Annotated in this window: 21 protein-coding genes and 1 riboswitch; of the genes, 19 read left to right on the forward strand and 2 right to left on the reverse strand. The window is 38.4% G+C overall.

What is annotated here, in order from left to right; genetic code table 11:
• Positions 1-38: 38 nt before the first annotated feature.
• The 6 genes from P3G65_RS03310 to P3G65_RS03335 all read left to right on the forward strand — a co-directional run bounded on the left by P3G65_RS03310 (position 39) and on the right by P3G65_RS03335 (position 7,868).
• The gene (locus tag P3G65_RS03310) at positions 39-1,529 is read left to right on the forward strand and encodes a HAMP domain-containing histidine kinase (RefSeq protein WP_019293246.1); all 1,491 of its coding nucleotides are present in this window, start codon (positions 39-41) and stop codon (positions 1,527-1,529) included.
• A gap of 139 nt (positions 1,530-1,668) precedes the next feature.
• Positions 1,669-1,836, forward strand: a riboswitch (Lysine riboswitch).
• A gap of 88 nt (positions 1,837-1,924) precedes the next feature.
• Positions 1,925-3,496 carry an ABC transporter permease subunit gene (locus P3G65_RS03315; RefSeq protein WP_019292075.1) on the forward strand — a complete coding sequence of 524 codons (1,572 nt, stop codon included), beginning with the start codon at positions 1,925-1,927 and terminating at the stop codon, positions 3,494-3,496.
• The gene (locus tag P3G65_RS03320) at positions 3,497-4,234 is read left to right on the forward strand and encodes an amino acid ABC transporter ATP-binding protein (protein ID WP_019292074.1); all 738 of its coding nucleotides are present in this window, start codon (positions 3,497-3,499) and stop codon (positions 4,232-4,234) included. It begins immediately after the preceding gene.
• Between the two features lie 139 nt (positions 4,235-4,373).
• Complete coding sequence (murD, locus tag P3G65_RS03325) at positions 4,374-5,735, forward strand: UDP-N-acetylmuramoyl-L-alanine--D-glutamate ligase (protein ID WP_019292073.1); 1,362 nt, start codon at positions 4,374-4,376, stop codon at positions 5,733-5,735.
• A gap of 1 nt (position 5,736) precedes the next feature.
• Positions 5,737-6,831 carry an undecaprenyldiphospho-muramoylpentapeptide beta-N-acetylglucosaminyltransferase gene (gene murG, locus P3G65_RS03330; RefSeq protein WP_019292072.1) on the forward strand — a complete coding sequence of 365 codons (1,095 nt, stop codon included), beginning with the start codon at positions 5,737-5,739 and terminating at the stop codon, positions 6,829-6,831.
• Positions 6,831-7,868: a cell division protein FtsQ/DivIB gene (locus P3G65_RS03335; protein ID WP_019292071.1), complete on the forward strand. Its 1,038-nt coding sequence runs from the start codon at positions 6,831-6,833 to the stop codon at positions 7,866-7,868. The genes murG and P3G65_RS03335 overlap by 1 nt, the downstream gene beginning before the upstream one ends.
• 95 nt (positions 7,869-7,963) lie before the next feature.
• Here P3G65_RS03335 and P3G65_RS03340 read toward each other — a convergent pair whose 3' ends face one another.
• A complete protein-coding gene (locus P3G65_RS03340; RefSeq protein ID WP_014024357.1) occupies positions 7,964-8,701 on the reverse strand; it encodes an amino acid ABC transporter ATP-binding protein in 738 nt (245 codons plus the stop codon).
• Positions 8,702-8,714: 13 nt separating this feature from the next.
• Positions 8,715-10,859: an amino acid ABC transporter substrate-binding protein/permease gene (locus tag P3G65_RS03345; RefSeq protein ID WP_019292070.1), complete on the reverse strand. Its 2,145-nt coding sequence runs from the start codon at positions 10,857-10,859 to the stop codon at positions 8,715-8,717.
• A 238-nt stretch (positions 10,860-11,097) separates the two neighbouring features.
• Between P3G65_RS03345 and P3G65_RS03350 the strand changes: the two genes are divergently transcribed.
• The 13 genes from P3G65_RS03350 to P3G65_RS03410 all read left to right on the forward strand — a co-directional run bounded on the left by P3G65_RS03350 (position 11,098) and on the right by P3G65_RS03410 (position 22,535).
• Positions 11,098-11,754 (forward strand): VTT domain-containing protein, encoded by a 657-nt coding sequence (locus tag P3G65_RS03350; protein WP_004259068.1) that lies wholly within the window; start codon positions 11,098-11,100, stop codon positions 11,752-11,754.
• 70 nt (positions 11,755-11,824) lie between these two features.
• Positions 11,825-12,691 carry a shikimate dehydrogenase gene (locus P3G65_RS03355; protein WP_019292069.1) on the forward strand — a complete coding sequence of 289 codons (867 nt, stop codon included), beginning with the start codon at positions 11,825-11,827 and terminating at the stop codon, positions 12,689-12,691.
• Positions 12,675-13,736, forward strand: a complete 1,062-nt coding sequence (gene aroB, locus P3G65_RS03360) for a 3-dehydroquinate synthase (RefSeq protein ID WP_019292068.1) — start codon at positions 12,675-12,677, stop codon at positions 13,734-13,736. Before P3G65_RS03355 ends, aroB begins: the two co-directional genes overlap by 17 nt.
• Before the next feature lie 428 nt (positions 13,737-14,164).
• Positions 14,165-15,091, forward strand: coding sequence for a DMT family transporter (locus P3G65_RS03365; protein WP_284071328.1), 927 nt, complete (start codon positions 14,165-14,167; stop codon positions 15,089-15,091).
• Positions 15,092-15,097: 6 nt separating this feature from the next.
• Positions 15,098-15,688 (forward strand): DUF1054 domain-containing protein, encoded by a 591-nt coding sequence (locus P3G65_RS03370; RefSeq protein WP_019335705.1) that lies wholly within the window; start codon positions 15,098-15,100, stop codon positions 15,686-15,688.
• A 1-nt stretch (position 15,689) separates the two neighbouring features.
• Entirely contained in the window at positions 15,690-16,859 is a 1,170-nt protein-coding gene (gene aroC / locus P3G65_RS03375; protein WP_019292064.1) for a chorismate synthase, read from the forward strand.
• Positions 16,860-16,992: 133 nt separating this feature from the next.
• Positions 16,993-17,343 carry a YxeA family protein gene (locus P3G65_RS03380; RefSeq protein ID WP_019292063.1) on the forward strand — a complete coding sequence of 117 codons (351 nt, stop codon included), beginning with the start codon at positions 16,993-16,995 and terminating at the stop codon, positions 17,341-17,343.
• Between the two features lie 27 nt (positions 17,344-17,370).
• The gene (locus P3G65_RS03385; RefSeq protein WP_019292062.1) at positions 17,371-18,159 is read left to right on the forward strand and encodes an ABC transporter ATP-binding protein; all 789 of its coding nucleotides are present in this window, start codon (positions 17,371-17,373) and stop codon (positions 18,157-18,159) included.
• Positions 18,152-20,125 carry an FtsX-like permease family protein gene (locus P3G65_RS03390; RefSeq protein ID WP_040086578.1) on the forward strand — a complete coding sequence of 658 codons (1,974 nt, stop codon included), beginning with the start codon at positions 18,152-18,154 and terminating at the stop codon, positions 20,123-20,125. The genes P3G65_RS03385 and P3G65_RS03390 overlap by 8 nt, the downstream gene beginning before the upstream one ends.
• On the forward strand, positions 20,126-20,344 hold the full coding sequence (locus P3G65_RS03395) for a hypothetical protein (RefSeq protein WP_019292060.1): 219 nt from the start codon (positions 20,126-20,128) through the stop codon (positions 20,342-20,344).
• Positions 20,345-20,454: 110 nt separating this feature from the next.
• Positions 20,455-21,111, forward strand: a complete 657-nt coding sequence (locus P3G65_RS03400; protein WP_029343491.1) for a response regulator transcription factor — start codon at positions 20,455-20,457, stop codon at positions 21,109-21,111.
• The gene (locus P3G65_RS03405; RefSeq protein WP_019292058.1) at positions 21,098-21,988 is read left to right on the forward strand and encodes a HAMP domain-containing sensor histidine kinase; all 891 of its coding nucleotides are present in this window, start codon (positions 21,098-21,100) and stop codon (positions 21,986-21,988) included. The genes P3G65_RS03400 and P3G65_RS03405 overlap by 14 nt, the downstream gene beginning before the upstream one ends.
• The gene (locus tag P3G65_RS03410; RefSeq protein ID WP_019292057.1) at positions 21,978-22,535 is read left to right on the forward strand and encodes a GNAT family N-acetyltransferase; all 558 of its coding nucleotides are present in this window, start codon (positions 21,978-21,980) and stop codon (positions 22,533-22,535) included. Before P3G65_RS03405 ends, P3G65_RS03410 begins: the two co-directional genes overlap by 11 nt.
• The last annotated feature ends 16 nt before the right edge of the window (positions 22,536-22,551 follow it).

A 22,551-nucleotide genomic window follows, 5' to 3' on the forward strand; every position in this document is an offset into this window, starting at 1 on the left:
TCCTTTTATGGCGATGTAAAGAAATAGAAAAATGCGACATGGTAAAATTTTTTGATTCGAAGAAGAAAAAAGCAGAAAATCTGCCCGAGCGTAAGCGAAGCATCATGCTACGTTGGGCCTTTGCAAATACGATTTTTTGTTTTATAACCTTCACTATTTTTACAGTATTAGTTTATCAACTGACCATAACAACCTTCATCAATTCTGAAAAAGAGGACATGATGAAAGCTCTGGACAATGTTGAGCAAAGTTTGTCCCAATCGGAAAGCAAACTGTCGGAGGACAATCTTGCGAATTATTTGGCTTATGCCAAAGACTACACAGCATCCAGTCAGGGAAAAGAAAATGAGCTAGAAACACTTGGAAGTATGATTGGTTCTAGGAAGTCTTTTTATGTCTTTGATGTCGGTGAAAATTTGATTTATTCGACCAATTCGTATGGTTTCCCGCTAAGGAAAGATGTGGGGGATTCTACTCATGCTGTACGTACATTTGGTGAATATTCTGGTTATTTGGTTGAACGACCCGTTCATTCTAAGAAAACAGGGAAACTGATTGGCTATGTGCAGGCTTTCTATGATATGAGTTATTATTACAGCGTGCGAACAAAGCTGCTGATTGCCTTGATTATCTTAGAAATTATTGCTCTCTTTATTGCTCAGTTTGTCGGTTATTTTATGGCAAGTCGCTATATCAAGCCTCTAGAGCGTTTGCACGATGCGATTACTACACGTGCCAATAATTTGAAGGCGGATTTCAAACCTGTAGTGATTCAAACAGGCGATGAAATTGAAGAACTGGCGACTGTTTATAACGATATGATGATTAAGCTTAACGATTACGTTGATCAGCAGAAACGTTTTGTTTCTGATGTCAGTCACGAGCTACGTACGCCACTTGCAGTTTTAGATGGTCATTTGAATCTCTTGAATCGATGGGGGAAAAATGATCCTGAAGTGCTTGAGGAGTCTTTACAGGCCAGTATAGAAGAAGTTAGCACGATGAGAACGATGTTAGAGGAGATGCTTGCATTGGCCCGTCTTGAAAGCATTGATTTTCAAGATGAAGATCTGATCTGTGATCCAACAGAAGTTTCTAATTTTCTTAAGAAAAACTTTCTCCTTATTCATCCTGATTTAAATTTAACTGTTGAGAATTACTTGACGCCGGGTAGTTTGGCTCATATTTATCCCAACCATTATGAACAAGGCTTAAAAATTTTGATTGATAATGCGATAAAATACTCGCCTAAAGATCGCCAAGAAGTGAAAATCCATCTAGAAGAAGATGACAAATACATTATTACGACAGTTGAGGATCGTGGCTATGGCATTAGTCAAGAAGATTTAAAACATGTCTTTGAGCGCTTTTTCCGTGCCGATAAAGCACGAAATCGAGATATAGGTGGAACAGGTCTTGGTCTGTCTATTATCCAACGCATAGTGGAAAACTATGACGGGGATGTCAGTGTGACTTCCATTGTAGGCGAAGGATCGAAATTTACTTTAAAAATTCCTAAGATTAAATAAATATAAAAAGCCTACTGAGTATCTAAAAGTACTTGCTAGACTTTTAATCTTAATCTTATTTCTTGAGTTTTTTGATAATTCGAGAAAATTGTTGACATTCGTTTAAAAAAAGGTTAAGATTTAAAATACAATATACAAATAAAATGATAGAGGTCGCAATGAATAGGATGTTTTACTGAGCTGGACAAGCGTTGAAGTAAAACGGAGGAGACATTGCCGAAACGAATTCACTCGTCCAAGTGAGTTTGTTGGGGCAGCAAGGGATACTTGCTGAACTGTCGCAGTTTTGCGGAGTGCTATTCGTTACTTACTGATAATATGAATCACGTACAACGTTTAGCAACCTCTCTGTGTAAAGGTTGCTTTTTATTTGGAAAAATGAAAGAGAGAGTATTATGAGAAGAAAAAACTTATTCTTACTTGTCGCGACGTTGTTTACGGTATTATTTATCGGTAGTTCAAAAGTGAGTGCAGAACAGTTCCGTGTCGGAATGGAAGCTGCATATGCCCCTTTTAACTGGACACAATATGATGATAGCAACGGTGCTGTCCCTATTGATGGTGTAGATGGTCAATGGGCTAATGGTTACGATGTACAAGTTGCAAAAAAACTTGCTGATAAGTTAAATAAAGAATTAGTAATCGTCAAATCAAGTTGGGATGGCTTGCTGCCAGCTCTAAAATCCGGAAAAATCGATGGCATTATTGCAGGAATGTCGCCAACTGCGGAACGTAGAGAACAAATCGCCTTTTCAGAACCGTATTACACATCTAACCTTGTAATGATGGTCAAAAGTGGCGGTCCCTTTGCTCAAGCATCGAGTTTAGCAGACTTCTCTGGTGCAAAAATCACTGCTCAGCTGGGAACTTTTCACTATAACATGATTGACCAGATTGAAAGTGTTAACAAGCAAACAGCAATGAAAGATTTTTCAAGCATGCGTGTGGCTTTACAAAGTGGAGCCATCGATGGTTATGTAGCTGAACGTCCCGAAGGAGTGACAGCAGAGAAAGCAAATCCAGACTTCAAAATGATTGAATTTGGCGAAGGAAAAGGTTTTGTCACAAACTCTGATGATACAACAGTCGCAGTAGGTTTACGTAAAAATGATCCCAACTTACCTGTAATTAATAGCTTTTTGACAGGTTTTACACCTCAAGACCAAAAAGAACTGATGGATGAAATGATTGCTGCTCAACCAGAAGCTAAAATACAAGGCGCTTGGTATGATCAAATTATCAGTATTGTAAGAGATAACGGCAAACAGTTTCTTAATGGTACAGGGATGACCTTATTCATCTCTTTGATTGGTACGATTATTGGTACGGTTTTAGGTCTTCTTATTGGCGTTTATCGTACTATTCCAGAAATTAGTAATAAATTTTTAGCCTTTTTACATAAAGTATTTGGCTGGCTTATTTCAGCTTATATTGAAATTTTCCGTGGTACACCAATGATTGTTCAAGCAATGGTGCTTTACTATGGAACAGCTCTAGCTTTTGGCTTGAGTTTGGATCGGACCTTAGCTGCGCTAATTATTGTGTCCATCAATACAGGTGCTTATATGTCGGAGATTGTACGTGGCGGTATTTTCTCTGTGGATCAAGGGCAATTTGAAGCCGCGCAAGCTATCGGAATGACGCATGGGCAAACTATGCGCAAGGTTGTTTTACCACAAGTCTTGCGAAATATTCTTCCAGCAACAGGAAATGAATTTGTCATTAATATCAAAGATACATCAGTCTTATCTGTAATTTCAGTAACTGAGCTCTTTTTCCAAGGGACAACAGTGGCGCAACAAAACTTTATGTATTTCCAAACCTTTGCTGTCATCTGTGCAATTTACTTTGTCTTAACATTTACAGTAACACGTATTCTACGCTTTGTAGAAAGAAAAATGGATGGACCAGACGCTTACGTCCCAATCCAAAATCAAATGCAAGTACAAGAACCGGGGGACGCTTAAATGACAGCAATCTTAGAAATCAATCATTTAAAAAAATCATTTGGCAGTAATGAAGTGTTAAAAGACATTCACTTAACGGTAAATCAAGGCGAAGTTATTTCGATTATTGGTTCATCTGGAAGTGGTAAATCGACATTACTTCGTTCAATCAATTTATTGGAGAAGCCATCTGGTGGGGAAATAATTTATAAAGGTGAAAATGTTTTAGCAAAAGGCTTCGATATTCCTAAATATCGCACGCATCTGGGCATGGTTTTCCAAAGCTTCAACTTGTTTAACAATATGAATGTTATCGAAAATGTTATGGCTGGGCAAGTTACAGTATTGAAAAAAAGCCAAGAAGAAGCTCGGACTATTGCGCTCGAGAATCTGGAAAAAGTGGGCATGGCAAGCTTTGCTAATGCCAAACCTGCACAACTCTCCGGCGGACAAAAACAACGTGTGGCGATTGCTCGTGCGATTTCTATGAATCCAGATGTGATATTATTTGACGAGCCGACTTCAGCGCTTGATCCTGAAATGGTAGGCGAAGTCTTACAGACAATGAAAGGACTGGCTGAAACAGGCTTAACAATGGTTATCGTTACACATGAAATGGAATTCGCGCGTGATGTAAGTGATCGTGTAATTTTCATGGATAAAGGGGTTATTGCTGAAGAAGGACGACCAGCGGAAATCTTCGGAGCTCCGAAAGAAGAGCGGACGCGAGCTTTCCTTTCACGCTTCTTGAAAGCTTAAATAAAAAGAGCAAGCTTATGCTCTTTTTTTCTTTGCAAAAGACCTCTTATTTTCACAGTAAAACTTTCAAATACAAACTCTATATTGAAAAAATAGGTAAATAGCGGTAAAATAGAGGGAAGTAGAAAGAATAGGAACAATGAAAAAAATCAAAACTTTTGAAGAAAAAAAAGTACTCATCCTCGGATTAGCAAAATCAGGAGAAGCTGCAGCCCGCTTGCTTCATACTCTAGGTGCACACGTAACTGTAAATGACGGAAAGGCTTTTGAAGAAAACCCTGCCGCGCAAGCCCTCTTGGAAGAAGGCATTGAAGTTATCTGTGGTAGCCATCCCCTTGAACTTTTAGACGAAGATTTTGATTTTATGGTAAAAAATCCAGGTATTCGTTATGATAACCCAATGATAAAGAAAGCATTGGAGAAAAAGATTCCAGTTGTTACGGAAGTTGAACTTGCTTATCTTGTTTCGGAAGCTCCAATTATTGGGATTACTGGAACCAATGGTAAGACAACAACAACAACGCTGATAGCAGATATTTTAAATGCGGATGGTCAGTCTGCAAAATTAGCAGGAAATATTGGTTTTCCCGCTTCTGAAGTAGCTGCCCATGCGAGTGCTCAAGATACTTTGGTAATGGAACTCTCAAGTTTTCAACTGATGGGAATTGTAGACTTCAAGCCTCAAATCGCTCTCATTACCAATATCTTTTCATCGCATTTAGATTACCATGGCTCTCAAGAAGCTTATGAAGCTGCCAAATGGCGGATTCAAGAAAACTTAACTTCCGAGCAATACCTCATTCTCAACTTTAATCAGGAAAAATGTCGTGCTCTAGCAGAGCACACAGCAGCTCAAGTTGTGCCATTTGCAACTGAAAATAAAGTTGATGGCGCTTATGCGCTGGAAGGTAAACTTTATTTCCGAGATGAATTCATCATGGATGCAGCTGACCTAGCTTTGCCTGGGGAACATAATTTAGAGAATGCTCTGGCAGCAATAGCTGTTGCCAAGCTTTCGGGTGCTAAAAATCATGCAATTATTGAAGTGCTGACAAGCTTTTCAGGTGTGAAACATCGCTTGCAGTATCTTGGTGAACTTGCAGGACGTAAAGTCTACAATGATAGCAAAGCCACAAATATACTGGCAACAGAAAAAGCTTTGTCAGGTTTTGAAAACAGTCGCTTATGGCTCTTAGCTGGCGGACTAGACCGTGGCAATGGTTTTGAAGACCTCGCGGATTCTGTAACAGGGATTAAAGGTATGGTTCTTTTTGGGGAGACTGCACCAAAGCTGCAAGAGCTTGCAGATCGCTTGCAGATTCCAACACTCCACAGTGAAAATGTCGCAACAGCTCTTAAAGCAATCTTTAATAAGACGGAAGAGGGGGACACTATTTTACTTAGTCCTGCTTGTGCCAGCTGGGATCAGTACAAGACCTTTGAAGAACGTGGGGATATGTTTATTAAAGCTTTCGAAGAATTGAAAGGTGAATGGAAATAGTATGAAAATTATTGTAACTGGAGGCGGAACGGGAGGTCATATCTATCCTGCGCTGGCCTTTATAAAGCATCTGAAAACTATAGAGCCAGACTCGGAGATCCTCTATGTAGGTACAGAACGCGGCTTGGAGAGTAAGATTGTGCCTGCCGCAGGCGTGCCCTTTAAAACTGTGGATGTACAAGGTTTTCGTCGTAGCCTTTCTTTAAATAACTTTAAGACAATCTACAAGTTCCTGAAATCTACATCAGATGCGAAGAAAATTGTTAAGGATTTTAAACCTGATGTGGTTATTGGAACAGGAGGCTATGTGGCTGGACCGGTACTTTACGCAGCAGCTAAGCTCAATGTGCCGACTATCGTTCATGAACAAAATTCAATTCCAGGAATTACAAATAAATTCTTGAGTAAATATGTGGACAAAGTTGCGGTCGCCTTTGAAGCAGCCAAGCCCTTCTTCCCAGAATCCAAAACAGTTTTTGCTGGTAATCCACGTGCTCAGGAAGTTGCAACTTTAAAAGCTACCGATATTCTGGAAACAGAATATCAACTTCAAAAAAGTAAGAAAACGGTAGTTATTTTTGGAGGGTCACGAGGCGCTCAAACAATTAATGAGGCGGTAAAAGCTGCTCTACCAAAGTTTGCAGAAGCGGATTACCAAATCGTCTATGCCTCAGGACAAATCTACTTTGATGAAGATCATGAAGAGTTTGAAAAATATGCTGATGCTGCAAATATAGCGATTCGTCCATATATTTCAAATATGCTCGAAGTTCTTGCGTCATCAGATTTAATATTATGTCGAGCAGGTGCGACAACGATTGCTGAAATTACTGCACTTGGTTTGCCAACGATTTTTGTACCTAGTCCAAATGTCACAGCAGACCACCAAACAAAGAATGCTCAAGCTCTTGTAGATATCGGTGCTGCTAAGATGATTAAAGATGTCGATCTTACAGCAGATATAATGCTTGCCAGCATTTCTGAAATCTTTTCTGACGAAGAGCTTTACCAAGCTATGTCTGTAGCCAGTGAAAAAGCAGGAGTACCTGATGCTAGCGATCGACTATATCAACTTGTGAAAGAAATTAAAAAATAATGAGTGAAGAAAACCTTACGCCTTGGCAAAAGAAACATCTTGAATATCAGCGCCGCAAAGCAGATGAAAATCAAGAGAAGTCTGAAGAACCCAAAAAACGGAAGTTTTTTAAGAAAAAAGAAGATAGTGAAGCAGATTCTCCTGAAGTTCAGGAAGAAATCGAGCAACAAGAATCTTTTGTAGAAGCAGAAGAGTCTGAGCAAGGATACTCAGATGATTTTGTTGAGGATTTTGAAGAACAAGAACCGGAACCTTCTTTTTTTGAAGGAAGTTTCGAAGTGTTCAAAAAGATGTGGCCCGTCTTATTCTTGGCAATCTTATTGTTTTTAACTTCGATTTACGCGGTGTCCCCGATAAGCAAAATTGGGACATTTACGGTTTCAGGTAATAAAAATGAGTCTTTTGAATCTATCGTACAGGCTTCACGTTTGAAGCCAACGGATAGGATTTATGGTGTGCTCAGAAATAAAAGAGCTATTGAGAACAGTATTGTTCAACAATTTCCACGTGTCAAATCTGTCAACTTGCACGTAAGTTTTCCTAATAATATCGAGGCTAAAGTCACGGAGTTCGAAAAAGTTGCTTATGTAGAACAAAAGGGTAAAACTTACCAAGTGTTAGAAAGTGGTCATATCCTCAAGAATCAAGAAATAGCTAAGGATAAACTTTCGAGCCTTCCGATACTAAAAAACTTTTCCGATGAAGAAGTCGAAAAGTTTATTACAGCCTATATGAAATTGAAGCCTGAAATACGTGGTTTGATTACGACGGTTACAAAAACACCGACTAAAGCAACCAAAGACTTTATCGCTTTAGATATGTCAGATGGTAATCAAGTACGTGTTTCTCTCAGTCAAATTACCGAGAAGGTTCCTTACTATCCAAGTATTGCGAAGCAACTTCAAGCGCCACAAGTGATTGATATGGAAGCAGGAATTTATGCAAAGCCAAAAGAAGATTATCTGGCTGATCTAAAAAATCCTGAAGGAAATAAGAAGAACTCAGAAAATACAACTGAAATTACCGCAACCCAATAATAAAACTGAAAGGATATCCCCTTTCAGTTTTATTATATTATCTTGCAGAAAAAGAAAAACGTTTGTTTCTTTTAAAGAGACAAACGTTTTTGGCTTTACGCATTCAATACTTTAGATAAGAAGTCTTGTAAACGTGGATGCTGAGGGTTTTCAAAGAGATCTTCTGGTTTACCATCTTCAAGGATAACACCAGCATCTGTAAACATGACACGGTTAGCAACTTTACGTGCAAAGCCCATCTCGTGTGTTACGATAAGCATTGTCATGCCATCGTCTGCGATACGACGCATCAGGTCAAGGACATCGCCAACCATCTCAGGGTCAAGTGCTGAAGTTGGCTCATCAAAGAGCATAACATCAGGGTCCATAGCCAAGGCACGGGCAATGGCTACACGTTGTTTTTGTCCACCTGAAAGCATCTCAGGCATTGTATCTTTTTTCTCTTCTAGTCCAACAGCTTCAAGCAAGCGCAGAGCTTTTTCTTTTGCTTCAGTTTTTGTAAGCTTTTTAAGCTCAACGGGCGCATACATAATATTTTCTAAAACAGTCATGTTAGGAAAGAGGTTGAAGTGTTGGAAAACCATTCCGACATGTTGGCGAACCAAGTTAATATCAGTGTTTTTATCTGTAAGGTTGTACCCATTGATAATAACATCGCCACTTGTTGCGTCTTCTAAACCATTTAGTGTACGAAGGAATGTTGATTTACCAGAACCTGAAGGACCAATAATACAAACAACATCTCCTTTGTTAAATTTTGCAGAGATTCCTTTGAGAACCTCGTTTTTACCATATGTTTTGTGAAGATCAGTAACTTCGATTTGTACAGACATATCTTTAATCTCCTTATTTCATTTTTTGTTCGATGCGACGTCCTGCCCACATTAAGAGAAGCAGCACAACCATGTAAATCAAACCAATCAAACCGTAGACACGGAAAGCTTGGAAGTTACGTGCAACGATAATTTGACCTGCTTGCAAGAGTTCAACCAATCCGATAACAGATACCAAGGTTGTATCTTTCAGTGTAATAATAAATTGGTTAATCAAGCTAGGAATGGTAATCTTAACAGCTTGTGGCAAGATTACTTTTCGCATTGTTTTCACATAAGGAATACCAAGGGAGCGGCTGGCCTCCATTTGGCCAGTTGGAACAGCAGCAATACCGCCTCGAACGATTTCAGCAATGTAGGCTGATTCGTTAAGAGTTAAGGCAATAACACCGGCTGTAAACTCATTCAAAGGACTTTGGTGACCTGTGAGGAGTTGCAACATATTTGGGATACCATAGAAAATGAAAATTGTTAATACCAAAAGAGGAATTGAACGGTTAAGATCGACATAAATACGTGAAATTGTACGGAGAGCTGGTGATGGACTTGCGGAGAAAAGGCCGAAGATTACACCGACAATCATTGCTAAAACAAAGGAAACTAAAGCCAATTGGATAGTGATCCAGAGACCTTTACCTAACTGTTTCCAGTTGTTTTTCAAGATACCAAGCATTGTGCTTTCTGTCTCTGATTCCGTTGAGGATTCAGTTTTTGAAGCTAAATATTTATCAATAATTTCTTGATATTGACCGCTGGCACGTAGTGAAGAAAGGCCATTGTTGAACATTTCGATAAGCTCAGGATTAGTTCCTTTTTTCACTGCGAACCCGTATTGACCAGTTGGGATACCTTCAAAAGGTGTTTTAAATTCTTGTCCTTGTTTAATGGCATATTTTACTACAGGCTCATCGTCCATAAAGGCTTGAATTGAACCATTGTTCAATGAAGAATACATTGAAGTAGCATCAGTAAATGTTTTTAAAGTATAGCCGTATTTGCTTTCGTTTTTCGTTAAATAGTCATAAGAAGCTGTCCCGTTTTTGGCACCAACTTGTTTTCCTTTTAGATCTTCCCATTTCTTGATGTCTTCATTTGACTTAGAAACAGCAAGTGTCAAATTCGAATCATAATAGGCATCACCAAAGTCAAAGACTTTTTTACGTGCATCAGTGATTGACATACCCGCCATCATAGCATCAGCATGTCCTGCTTGAACTGCATCTACTGCAGGTTGGAAACCAACGTGGTTCCATTTGATTTTGAAGCCTTGTTGCTTAGCAATAGCATTAAGCAAGTCTACATCAATACCTGTGAATTTTTTATCTGTGTTTTGGAATTCAAATGGGGCGAAGCTATTATCTGAGGCAATAGTGTAAACATCTTTTTTAGGAGTTGCTTTCTTACCACCAGTATATTTTTGAACGATTTTGTCATACTCGCCATTGGCTTTCATTTGAGTCAAAGCTTTGTTGAAACCATCGATGAGTTTAGAGTTCTCACCTTTCATTACAGCAAAACCGTAACCCCCAGGAAGTGAGAAGGAAGGAAGATTGATTGCCAAGTCTTGCCCTTGATTAATGGCATAAGAGATGACAGGAGCTTCATCCATCGCACCTACGATGTTTCCTGCAGCCAGTGAGGCAAACATGTGAACACCGTCAGAGTAAGTTTTGATTGTATAGCCGTATTTATCTTGGTTTTTTTGCAACCAGTCATATGAAGCTGTTCCTTTTTTAGCACCAACAGCTTTGCCTTTAAGTTCATCATAGCTCTTAAGTGTAGAAGACTTTGTTGTAGCTAAAGTAATGGCTGAAGTATAATATGGATCTGAAACATCAAAAACTTGTTTACGTTCGTCTGTAATCGTCATCCCAGCGATGACCGCATCAGCTTTTCCAGCCTTTAAGTTTTGAAGAGCGGCATCAAATCCGGGGAAAGACATCTCAAGCTTCCAATCATTGATTTTAGCGACTTCCTTCATGATATCGACATCGATACCTACCCAATTTTTATCTGAATCTTGGAATTCAAAAGGGGCATAAGCATTATCACTCGCGATACGTACGGTTTCCTGAGCGCTAACATTATGAGCAGTTGCAAAGGACATTCCAGTAATCGTGGCGAATATTAAAGATAATGTAAGGAATAATTTCTTCATTTCATTATTTCTCCTAAGTTTCATTAATTATATAAACAATTATATACTTGTCAGTATACCATAAAACAAGGCTGAAAAAAATAAATTGTGTCATAAAATGTGACATGGAAATCAGTCCGAATAAATAAAAATAATAATTTTGTCTAAAAAAATAGATGAATGAGAATTTGATAAAGGCAAGCTTTTAGTGTAAAATAAAAAATGCAGTAACAGCATAACAAAAGGAAAATATAAAAATATGTTTACAACACTTTCGATGTTTGGCTTCTTCAATGACTGGATTTCTGGTTTTTTGAATGCACCAGGCGCACACGTTTGGGTCTATGTTCTTTTAGGAGCTATCATCTTTATTGAAACAGGGCTGGTTATTTTTCCGTTCTTACCGGGGGATTCAATTCTCTTTTTTGTAGGATCGATGGCCGCCATGTATCCAGATAAATTATCAATGCCTCTTCTGATTTTGATTATGGGGAGTTTAGCTTTTCTGGCCAATCTTCTGAATTATGAAATTGGGCGTAAATTTGGAGATGTAATTCCAAAACATAAAACGCTATCTAAATTTTTAAAGCCAGAGTATATTGAAGAAGCAGAGCAGTTCTTTGCTAAATGGGGTTCGTGGGCTATCTTCCTCGGGCGCTTTATGCCAATCATTCGTACGGTTGTTCCTTTTACAGCAGGAACAAGCCGCATGCCGCATAAAAAATTCGTGCTTTATAATTTTTTAGGTGGTTTTGCTTGGGTTATCGTCGCTTTAGGTGCAGGTTTCCTCTTTGGACAAGTACCTTTCATCAAGAAAAACTTTGAACTCGTCATGCTAGCAATCGTTGCTGTATCCTTACTTCCAGCAGTGATTGGCGTTGCCAAACGGTATTTCGCAGGGCGCAAAGCCGTTTAAAATAAGTTATAATAGTATTAGGAAACTAATACTATTTTTTTATGTCAAAAAAAAGGAATACAGGTAAACGATGGAAATAAATGGATACACTCGGATGGCTGCTGTGTTAGCACATCCCATTAAGCACAGTCTTTCTCCTTTTATTCATAATCGCGCTTTTGAGCTGACCAATGAAAATGCTGTCTATTTGGCTTGGGATTTGGAAAATGAAAAAATTCTCGAACAGACAATTAACAATGTCAGAACATTGGACATGTATGGTTTGAATATTTCGATGCCTTACAAGCAAAAAGCGGTGGAATTTATTGATGAATTATCCGAAGAAGCACAGTTGATTGGAGCAGTCAACACGATTGTCAATCAGAAGGGGAAATTAATAGGTTACAATACGGATGGTCAAGGTTTCTTCAGGGCGTTAAATTTTAAACCGCGTCATAAAAAAATCACGCTAATTGGTGGTGGTGGTGCTGCGATTTCCATAATTGTTCAGGCTGCTTTGCTTGAAATGCACGAAGTCACGGTTTTTGCTAGACATTCAGCCTCCTATGCACGTTTAGAACAGCGTTTGGAAAAATTGTCACATCAGACAAAAATTACCATAAAACTTTACGACCTAGCTGATCATTCACGATTGCAAAAAGAAATTATGACATCAGACTTACTCGTTAATGCAACACCAGTAGGGATGTCTGGCGAAGCAATGCCGTTCCCTACTTCAATTCTTTTGCCCCCAGGAATTCTGGTGGTAGACACGATTTACAAGGTCCGTGAAACACCAATGATGAAATGGGCGAAAAACCAAGGTAGAACAACGATGAATGGAGTTGGTATGCTTATTCATCAAGCTGCCGCTTCTTTTGAATTATGGACAGGAAAAAAAATGCCTGTTGAGCAGATTAGACAGGAATTGGAGGAAAAAGATGAGGTTAAATGTTAATCTTCCAGAGCACCCTTATGATATCATTATTAAGAAGGGAAGCTTGTCACAAGTGGGACTATGGGTTGCACAACTTTGGCAACAACAAAAAGTTGTACTTGTCACCGATGACAATGTTGAACCTCTCTATGGAAGAGAGGCAGTTTCCCAGTTAAGAACTGAAGGATTTGAAGTTTTTACTTTTACTTTTCCAGCAGGTGAAGCAAGTAAAAACTTGTCTACTGTAGAGAAACTATGGGAATTTTGTGCCTTACATGGTTTGACACGCTCCGATGGAGTGATTGCTTTAGGTGGAGGCGTTGCTGGGGATTTAGCAGCTTTTGCCGCCAGTACATATATGAGGGGCATTCACTTTCTCCAAATACCAACAAGTTTAACGGCTCAGGTCGACAGTTCCATCGGTGGAAAAACAGGAATCAATAGTGATTATGCTAAAAATATGATTGGAACTTTTGCTCAACCAGATGGTGTTCTGATTGATCCTGAGGTATTGAAAACCTTAGAGAAACGTGATTTTCGTGAGGGAATTGGTGAAATCGTCAAGTGTGCCTTGATTGCCGATAAACAACTCTGGGTCCGCTTAAATGAGATACAGGATGATGATGAACTTTTGCAAGAAGCAGAGTATTTTATTCGGGCAGCCTGTGATGTGAAACGGAAACTTGTTGTGGAAGATGAGTTTGATCAGGGAACGCGACTTTATTTGAACTTTGGACACACAATTGGTCATGCTGTGGAAGCTTATGCTGGCTATGGGCAGGTCATGCATGGGGAGGCTGTAGCTATTGGAATGATCCAAATAAGTAAAGTAGCGGAAAGTAAGGGGCTGATGCCTAAAGGACTAACTGCTCAAATTAAAGTGGTACTCCAAAAGTTTCAACTTCCTCAAACTTATGAACCATGGGATGAGTCAGCTTTGTTTGAAATCCTAACCCATGATAAAAAAGCGCGAGGTAAGATGATTAAGACCGTACTTGTTCCCGAAATTGGACAGGCCAAAATTCATGAGATAAGCCTTCAAGAAATGAAGGAATATTTGAAATGAGATACTGGGCATTTCTTCGTGGAATAAATGTGGGTGGTAGCAAACTCAAAATGACAGACTAAAAAAAAGAGTTTGAAGCAGCTGGTTTTACAGATGTTTCACTGTTTTAGCTACAGGGAATGTCATTTTTAGCAGCGAAACCTTGCCTGATCTATCTTTTTTACCTGTGCATAGTTTTATAAAAACCGAACAAGAAATAAGAAAGCTTGTTAAAAATAAACCTTTTCTCAAATTGCTCAAAGCGAGTTTAATACTCTGAAAACAAGTAGGGAAGAAGGACTTGTCCAAGTGAATACTTTTTATTGGAAGGGGCTAAAGGACGCGACTCTATCAACAGCTTTTGGTAAAGTCTTAGGTAAAACAGTCTATAAAGACCTTTTTACAAGTCGCAATATCAATACAATGGAGAGAATAATTAAAAAATTATAATGTTTGTCTATCTTGGAATAGCACTTTTTGCGGGTTTTTTACTAGCAAACCAAAACCCGATTAATGCCGATCTTCGCAAAAATGTTAATTCGCCTTTTTGGGCATCAACAATTTCTCAAATTATTGGGGTTGTTTTCTTAGGTACAATCTCATTACTTTTGACCGGTGATTTGTTCCCCTCTACTGAATTTGTCCAGTCTCATCCTGCTTGGATATGGATTGGTGGATTACTCGGTCCAGTATATGTTACATCGAATGTCTTTCTTTTTCCACGACTAGGTGCTGTGCAGACTGTTATCTTGCCTATTTTGGGACAAATTTTAACTGGAGTTGTTATTGACAGCTTTGGTTGGTTTTACGCGGTCCAAATTCCGATGAGTCCTATTCGTATATTGGGGATTATTGTTACTATACTTGGACTTTTCATTGCCGTTGTTTTACCTAGCTTACGTGAAAAAGCAGGACAAGTTGAAGCCGAGCCCAATTTTATGCTTTGGCGCCTTTGGGCGATAATATCAGGTTCATTCACTGCGGTTCAACAGGCTATTAATGGACATTTGGGCACCTTATTGCATCGGCCGTTTCAAGCTTCATTTATGTCTTTCTTCATTGGACTGATTGCCATTGTCTGTGTGACTTTAGTGATTGAACGTCGCTTAATTACAAAAGTTGAATTAGGTAAGATAAAAAAATGGAATATATTGGGAGGTATCTGGGGAGCCTTCTTTGTTCTTGGCGCCGTTTTAGCAGTGCCAAAAATAGGGGCTGGCTTAAATATAATGATGGCATTACTTGGACAAATCATTGGTTCAATGTTGGTGCAACAGTTTGGTTGGTGGCGTTCAGATCGCTATCCGATACGTCTTATCCAAGTTGCAGGTGTTGCAGTAATGTTGGTAGGGATTATTTGTATAAAATTTTTGTGAGGAAATATGTTTAGAAAAGAATCATTTGAAGTCTTTGATATAGAAGGATTGGAAATGCGTATGCAGGGAGTGCGTGCTGAAATTCAACCGATTTTTATGGAAATAGGAGAGCAGCTAAAAGAAAGAATAAAGCAGTCGTTCCCTGAACAGGAGTTTTACCTGCATATTGCACAGCATCGTCGGCGGACAAGCAATGCACCTGAAAACACGTGGTCTGCTATTGGCACACAAAAACGTGGTTATAAAATGGAGCCGCATTTCCAATTAGGGATTTGGCAAGATTACGTGTTCATCTACCTTTCAATTATTGATCAGCCTAAAGGACAAGCAGATTACGCTCAGAAGTTGAGTTCGGATCTCTCATTACCCAAGGATTTTGTTCTATCTAAAGATCATACCAAGTCTGATTTTTATGGAAGTAGCCATCTTGAAGAATTTGTTACCCGATTAAAAAATGTAAAAAAATCAGAGTTAGAGATGGGTAGAGTTTGGAAAGCTGAGCGTTTTGATGGTCAACAAGATGATATGATATTACAGGAAATGCTCGAAACTATCGATGATTTACTACCAATTTACCAAAAAATAATGGAGGATTAAGATGCGCTTTTTTACAGCAGGTGAATCACATGGGCCACGTTTGACAGCAATCATTGAAGGTTTGCCAGCAGGACTCCCCCTTCAAGCTTCTGACATCAATGTTGAATTGAAACGCCGTCAAGGAGGATACGGACGAGGTGGTCGCATGAAGATAGAATCTGATCAGGTCGAAATCACCAGTGGTTTGCGTCATGGTAAAACTTTGGGAAGTCCACTTACTCTTAATGTAACCAATCGTGACTTCTCACATTGGACGGAAATTATGGCTGCGGAAGAAGTTGATGATGCCGTCAAGAGACAACGTAAATTGACAAAACCTCGACCAGGACATGCTGACTTGGTAGGGGGGATGAAGTATGAATTTGAGGATTTGCGAAATACACTTGAGCGCTCCTCTGCTCGTGAAACAACGATGAGAGTAGCTGTAGGAGCAGTTGCCAAGGCTTTGCTCAAACAGCTTGATATGGAGCTGGCTTATCATGTGGTTAATTTTGGAGGCAAAGATGTTGTTGCTCAACTTCCAGAACTCACTGTCAGGGAAATCAAAGCCAAAGCTGGTACAAATGATTTGTCTATTGTGGATATTTCAAGAGCTGAGGAAATTCGTTCATATATTGATAAAATAAAGAAAGCTGGAGATACGATAGGCGGAATTGTAGAGGTACGTGCTACAAATGTTCCGGCTGGTTTAGGATCTTACGTACATTTTGATCGTAAATTAGATGCAAAAATCGCAGCAGCTGTCGTTTCTATTAATGCCTTTAAGGGTGTGGAATTTGGTCTTGGTTTTGAGGCCGGGCGACGTCAAGGAAGTCAAGTTATGGATGAAATCCTTTGGGAAAAGCAAACAGGCTACAGCCGAAAAAGTAATAATCTTGGCGGTTTTGAAGGTGGCATGACTAATGGTGAGGACCTTATTATTCGCGGTGTCATGAAACCGATACCGACCCTATATAAGCCTCTCATGTCTGTCAATACTGAAACGCATGAACCTTATAAAGCGAGCGTTGAACGTTCTGATCCAACCGCTCTTCCAGCGGCTGGAGTAGTAATGGAAAATGTTGTTGCTACAGTCCTAGCCCAAGAAATCTGTGATAAGTTTTCAAGCGATAGTTTTAGAGAGCTACAAGAGGCTTTTCAAAACTATAAGGAACGCTTAAAAAACTTCTGATGAAATAAAAACTAGTCTCAAAAATAAGGCTAGTTTTTTTATTACAAAAGTGTAAGTTTGCAGAAAATATAATTTGTTAGAATAAAAGTGTAGGGTTAAGAAAAACAAAACCTAGTAGGAAAGAGGCAACAATATGAAAAAAGTATTATTTGGCTTACTTGCTCTAGCAGCAGTGATTGGTGGTCTAGGATATGGCTGGTACAAATCAAGCTACGGGGGTACAGAACGTTACGTAAAAATTACACAAGATGGTTCGGAAAAAGTTGGAAAAAGCGATTCAGGCGAACGCATGGTGTCTTATGAGTACAAGCTACCTTCTTATGATAAAAATGGCGAAGGAAAAGATATTTCCTTTACAGCTACACACAATTTACGTAAAGATGCTTATCTTAAAGTGACAGATAATAAAGCAAAAGGTGTAACAAACTGGGAAGAAGTTCAAAAAAATGACTTGCCAAGTAAAGCAAAAGATAAATTAAATTAATCAGTTAAAGGTGACAAGGGAGAAAAAATGCTATTAGAAGTTAAACATATCAAAAAAGTTTTCAAAACACGCTTTTCAAAAGAAGAAACAACGGCTCTTGCTGACATTGATTTTTCTGTCGAAGAAGGTGAATACATTGCTATTATGGGTGAGTCAGGTTCAGGTAAAACAACACTCTTGAATATCTTATCAACTTTGGAAAAACCCACAGCTGGTCAAGTTTTACTTTCAGGACGTGATATTACAGCCATTAAAGACAAGGATATCTCAGCATTCCGCCGTGAACATCTCGGTTTTGTCTTCCAAGATTTCAACCTCTTGGATACTTTATCAGTAAGGGATAATATTTATCTTCCCATGGTACTTTCTAAAGCACCAGTAAAGAAAATGAAAGCACGTCTGGAAAACTTAGCACCTAAGTTGAATATCGACACACTTTTAGAAAAGCAACCTTTTGAATTATCAGGGGGGCAAAAGCAACGTGTGGCTGTTGCGCGTGCTCTGATTTCTCAACCGGATCTTGTTTTGGCAGATGAGCCAACAGCAGCTCTGGACTATAAAAACTCAGAGAGTCTGCTTGAACTTTTCGAAAATATCAATGATGCTGGTCAAACAATCATCATGGTTACTCACTCAAGCTTAGCTGCAAGTCACGCAAAACGTGTCCTCTTCATTAAAGACGGAATGCTCTATCATCAACTTTATCGTGGCGATAAGTCATCAACAGAGTTTGCAAAAGAAATTACCTTGTCAATGACTTCATTCTTGGGAGCTTCAGCTGACTCAAGCGAAACGGAGGTAGCCGATAATGCTTAGTTTTAAACTGGCAGCACAAAATCTGAAAAAAGGGTTGAAATCATTTGCGCCTTTCATCGTAGCGAGTGTAACAATGTTTGTCTTGCTTTTTGTTACTGCTGCAATTGCACAATCTCCATCCCTTGAAAAAATGAAGGGTGGCGCAGCAGTTGGGCAAATGATGTCCTTTGCGATGTGGATTTTGGCTATCTTTGGTGGGATTATTCTCATTTATAGTTATCGTTTCCTACAGTTGCAACGCTCACGTGAATTTGGGCTTTATGACATTCTCGGACTAGGGAAAAAGAAAATCGCCCTTGTTTCTTTCTTTGAACTCGTAATGAGTTATATTGCGACTGTCATCATCGGTACAATTGTTGGGATTGCTTTTTCTAAGTTTCTTTTCCTGATTTTTATCAATATGATTGGTGAAAGTAACTTTAACTTAGCGATTACACCAGCTTCTATTCTAACAGTCGCAGCAATATTCTTGCTCTTCTTTGCTTTGCTTCTTATTATTGGAACATTTATCATTTGGAAATCTTCAAGTCTCGATTTGTTAAGAGAAGCATCTAAAGGTGAAAAAGAGCCTAAGTCAAACATTTTCATGGCCTTGATTGGTATTGTTTTACTGATAGTTGGCTATGGTTTAGCACTAAATGTTGATAATCCCGTTAAAGCACTCTCAACTTTCTTCCTTGCAGTTCTAGCAGTTATTTTGGGAACTTACTTTTTCTATATCAGTTTTACCGTTTGGTATTTGAAATGGCGTAAAAAACGTAATTCTTACTATAAACCGCAAAACTTTATTACGATCAGCTCAATGCTTTACCGAATGAAAGCAAATGCGGTTGGCTTGGCCAATATTACCATTCTCTTGTCGATGACTTTAGTAACTTTAGTAGTTACAATCGGTATCTTCTTAGGCTCAACCCAAACTGTTGAACGTGCTTTTCCAAAAGAAGGACAATACACTGTTTATTCACAAGAAAAAACAGGTAATCAGCTGGCCCAAGATTTACAAGAAAAAGCAGACCAAGCGGGTGTAAAAATATCAAATGTCACAACAGCTTTAAGTGCAGACTACTTAATGGGTAACGGTCAAAAAGAAGGAGAAAAAACACTAAACATTACTCCGACAGGGGACCAAAAAACAGCCATTCAATTTTCAATGACAACTTTACAAACGTTGAAAAATTTAGATGAAAATGTTGCTGATATTTCTGGTAACCAAATTAATATCCTGGATTACTTTGGTGCTTATCCAAAAATTAAGGAGTTTAATTGGTTTGGCACAAAATATGAAGTGAAAGACATCATGGCCACTCAGGATTTGACCAAGTATCCTATCATGATGAATATAACTACGCCAATGCTTCTTATCTTCCCAAATGATGCAGCATTACATCAAGCTCTTGAGGTTTATAATAAAGCAAACAATGATGGTGAACAAGCTTATCAAGTGAGTCCATCTGTGACAGTTAACTTTGATATTGCAGAAAAAGATCAAGAAAGATTAACAAATGCGTTAGGTAATAATGATGGAGATCATATGCTCAGCTTCCGTTCAGCTGAGATGAAAGAAGTTAGAACTGGAATCGGTGCCTTTGTCTTTATCGGTTTGGTTCTTGGCATTAGCTTCATTTTAGGTGCTGCCTTGATTATCTATTACAAACAGTTGTCAGAAGGTGTGCAAGACAAACGTTCATTCAAGATTCTACAAGAAGTAGGTTTATCAAAAGAGCAAGTGTCTAAGACCATCAAGTCACAAGTGAGCATGATTTTCTTATTGCCAATCGCAATGACGATTGTACATTTCAGCTTTGCTTACATTATGATTAGTAAACTTATTGGTATCTTTGGAATCATGGATAGCCAGTTAATTCTTTGGATTAGCTTAGGAACCATTGCTGCTTTAGCCTTTATTTATTGGTTAATCTATAAAGGAACAAGCCTTGTGTATTACAATATTGTGGAGAAAAAATAAATGGAAAAAATACCCTATTACTTACTGGTCCTTGGTGGCTCACTTACTGTTCTTACTTTCTGTGCCTGGTATGTTTGGGGCATCATTCAATTTGTTCAAAGAAAGATTAAGAACTGCAAGGATATCAAACTTTTACAGTCTTTAACGCTTAGTTTGCATATCCTTTCACTTCTCATTATTGTTGGTTTAGGCTATTATGGCTTTACAACATTTTTCTAAAAATCAGATGGAATCATCTGATTTTTTTTATATGTTATAATAGGAGAAAGAAAAAATTGATAGTGAAAAAAGAACAAGTGATAACAGATCCGCAAGTTCGGGAGGAAAAAATGCCCAAAATTTTTATTGTTGAAGACGATAAAACGATTGTTAAAATGTTGACTAATGCCTTGAAAAGTGACTTTCAGGTCTATTCTGTTTTAAATTTTCGGGCAGTCAAGCAGGAAATATTGGAAGCAGATCCGGACTTAGTCTTAATGGATATTGGTTTACCCTTTTATAACGGTTTTTACTGGACAACAGAATTACGCAAAGTCTCACAAATTCCGATTATTTTTATCTCGTCGATGAGTGATGATATGAACCAAGTCACAGCCATGAATCAAGGAGCTGATGATTTTGTTACAAAACCTTTCTCCTTGGATATCTTGCAGGCCAAAATAAAGGCATTACTTCGTCGTTCTTACAACTTTTCTGGCCCTGAGAAATTAGAATTTGCCGGCTTTATTTTATCTGACAACATGGTAAAATCAGGAGAAAGTCAGATTGACCTTACACCTTCCGAAAACAAAATCTTGAGTGTTCTTTTTAGAGCTAACGGAGCTGTTGTAAGCAAAGAAGCTATTCTTCAAGAACTTTGGCAAACAGATGAATTTATCGACAGTAATACTTTAAATGTAAAAATGACACGTTTACGTAAAAAACTAGCAGAAATTGGATTTGCACATTTGGTAACGAAACGAGGTGTAGGCTATGCCTTGGAGTAAAATAAAGCGGTTTTTGCAGACAAAAATTGCACAAATCGGCGTGTTTCTGGTGATGCTCTTTATCTTTGTGAGCAACTTTTTACTCTGGCATCTTCCGATTGAATCCCTTATCAATGCAACTATTCTTGCTTTGATTTTATTTGTGATTTACTTGGTTTCCTCATATTTTCGATGGGCGAATAGAGAAGCACTCTTATGTGACTTGAAACATGAGCTTTTGGATTTGGAAGAAAACCTGCGTGCAAAAGAAAAACACATTAAAGAAACAGAAGATATTATCAAAGTTTGGTCCCATCAAATGAAAATCCCTTTGGCCGCAATCGATTTAATGGCACAAACAGAAATTAATCCAATCGAATTAAAAAACCAAACTTTCGCTTTGGATAATTACTTAAAAATGTTATTGGAATACCAACGTATAGCCAATATTTCAACAGATTTTCATTTTGAGAAATTTTCTGTCGCTGCCCTTTTGCGAGAACTGCTCAAAAAATACAGCAGTTTTTTCATCCAGAAAAATTTATCCGTCACTATTTCAGGTGACTGGGAAATTACTACAGATCGCAAATGGTTTAGCTTGGCAATAGAGCAGTTACTCAATAATGCTATAAAATATACAAATGAAGGCAGTTTAACAATTAGTATCGAAGAAAATAAAATTATTTTAAGTGATACAGGAATAGGGATTTTACCCGAAGATTTGCCACGCATATTTGAGCATGGTTTCACAGGCTATAACGGTCGCAGCTATTATAAAGCATCGGGTTTAGGCTTGTACTTAACAAAACTCATTTTGGATCGACTTGACTTTTGTATTAAGATAAGCTCAGAGCTAGGCGAAGGAACAACCGTTGAGGTGAAAAAAAATGAACAATAAACAAGTAATACTTGCACAACATCAAAATTTTGAAACAGAACGTTTAATTTTTAGAAAAGTAGAACTTGCGGACAAAGAAGACCTTTTTGAATATGCAAGTGATCCAGAAGTTGTACGTTATGTTTCATTTCCCGCACATAAAGATTTAGCTATGACCGAAGAAAGTATTGTGGAGTATTTTATACCACATCGCTTATTTTGCTGGGCAATTGTGGATAAGCAGAGCGAAAAAATGATTGGAACCATTGATTTAAGGCTCGACGGAGATCAAGCTGTATTTGGTTGGGTGCTTAATCGTAACTTTTGGGGGAGAGGGCTAATGCCAGAGGCTGCCGCTTCCCTTAGAGATTTGGCTTTTAACCAGCTTGATGTAAAAATTATTGTAGCAGAACATGATGCAGAAAATCCAAAGTCAGGACGTGTAATGGAAAAGATTGGCATGCGAAAAACGGGTCAAGTCTATACATATATGGCAAAAGAGGGACGTTCTGTCCTGTGTGACTATTGGATCTTGACGAAAGAAGAATATTTAAAAACAAAAAACTAAAAAACCACTTGCGCGT

Source organism: Lactococcus sp. bn62 (genome assembly GCF_029492705.2).
GTDB classification, from domain to species: domain Bacteria; phylum Bacillota; class Bacilli; order Lactobacillales; family Streptococcaceae; genus Lactococcus; species Lactococcus petauri.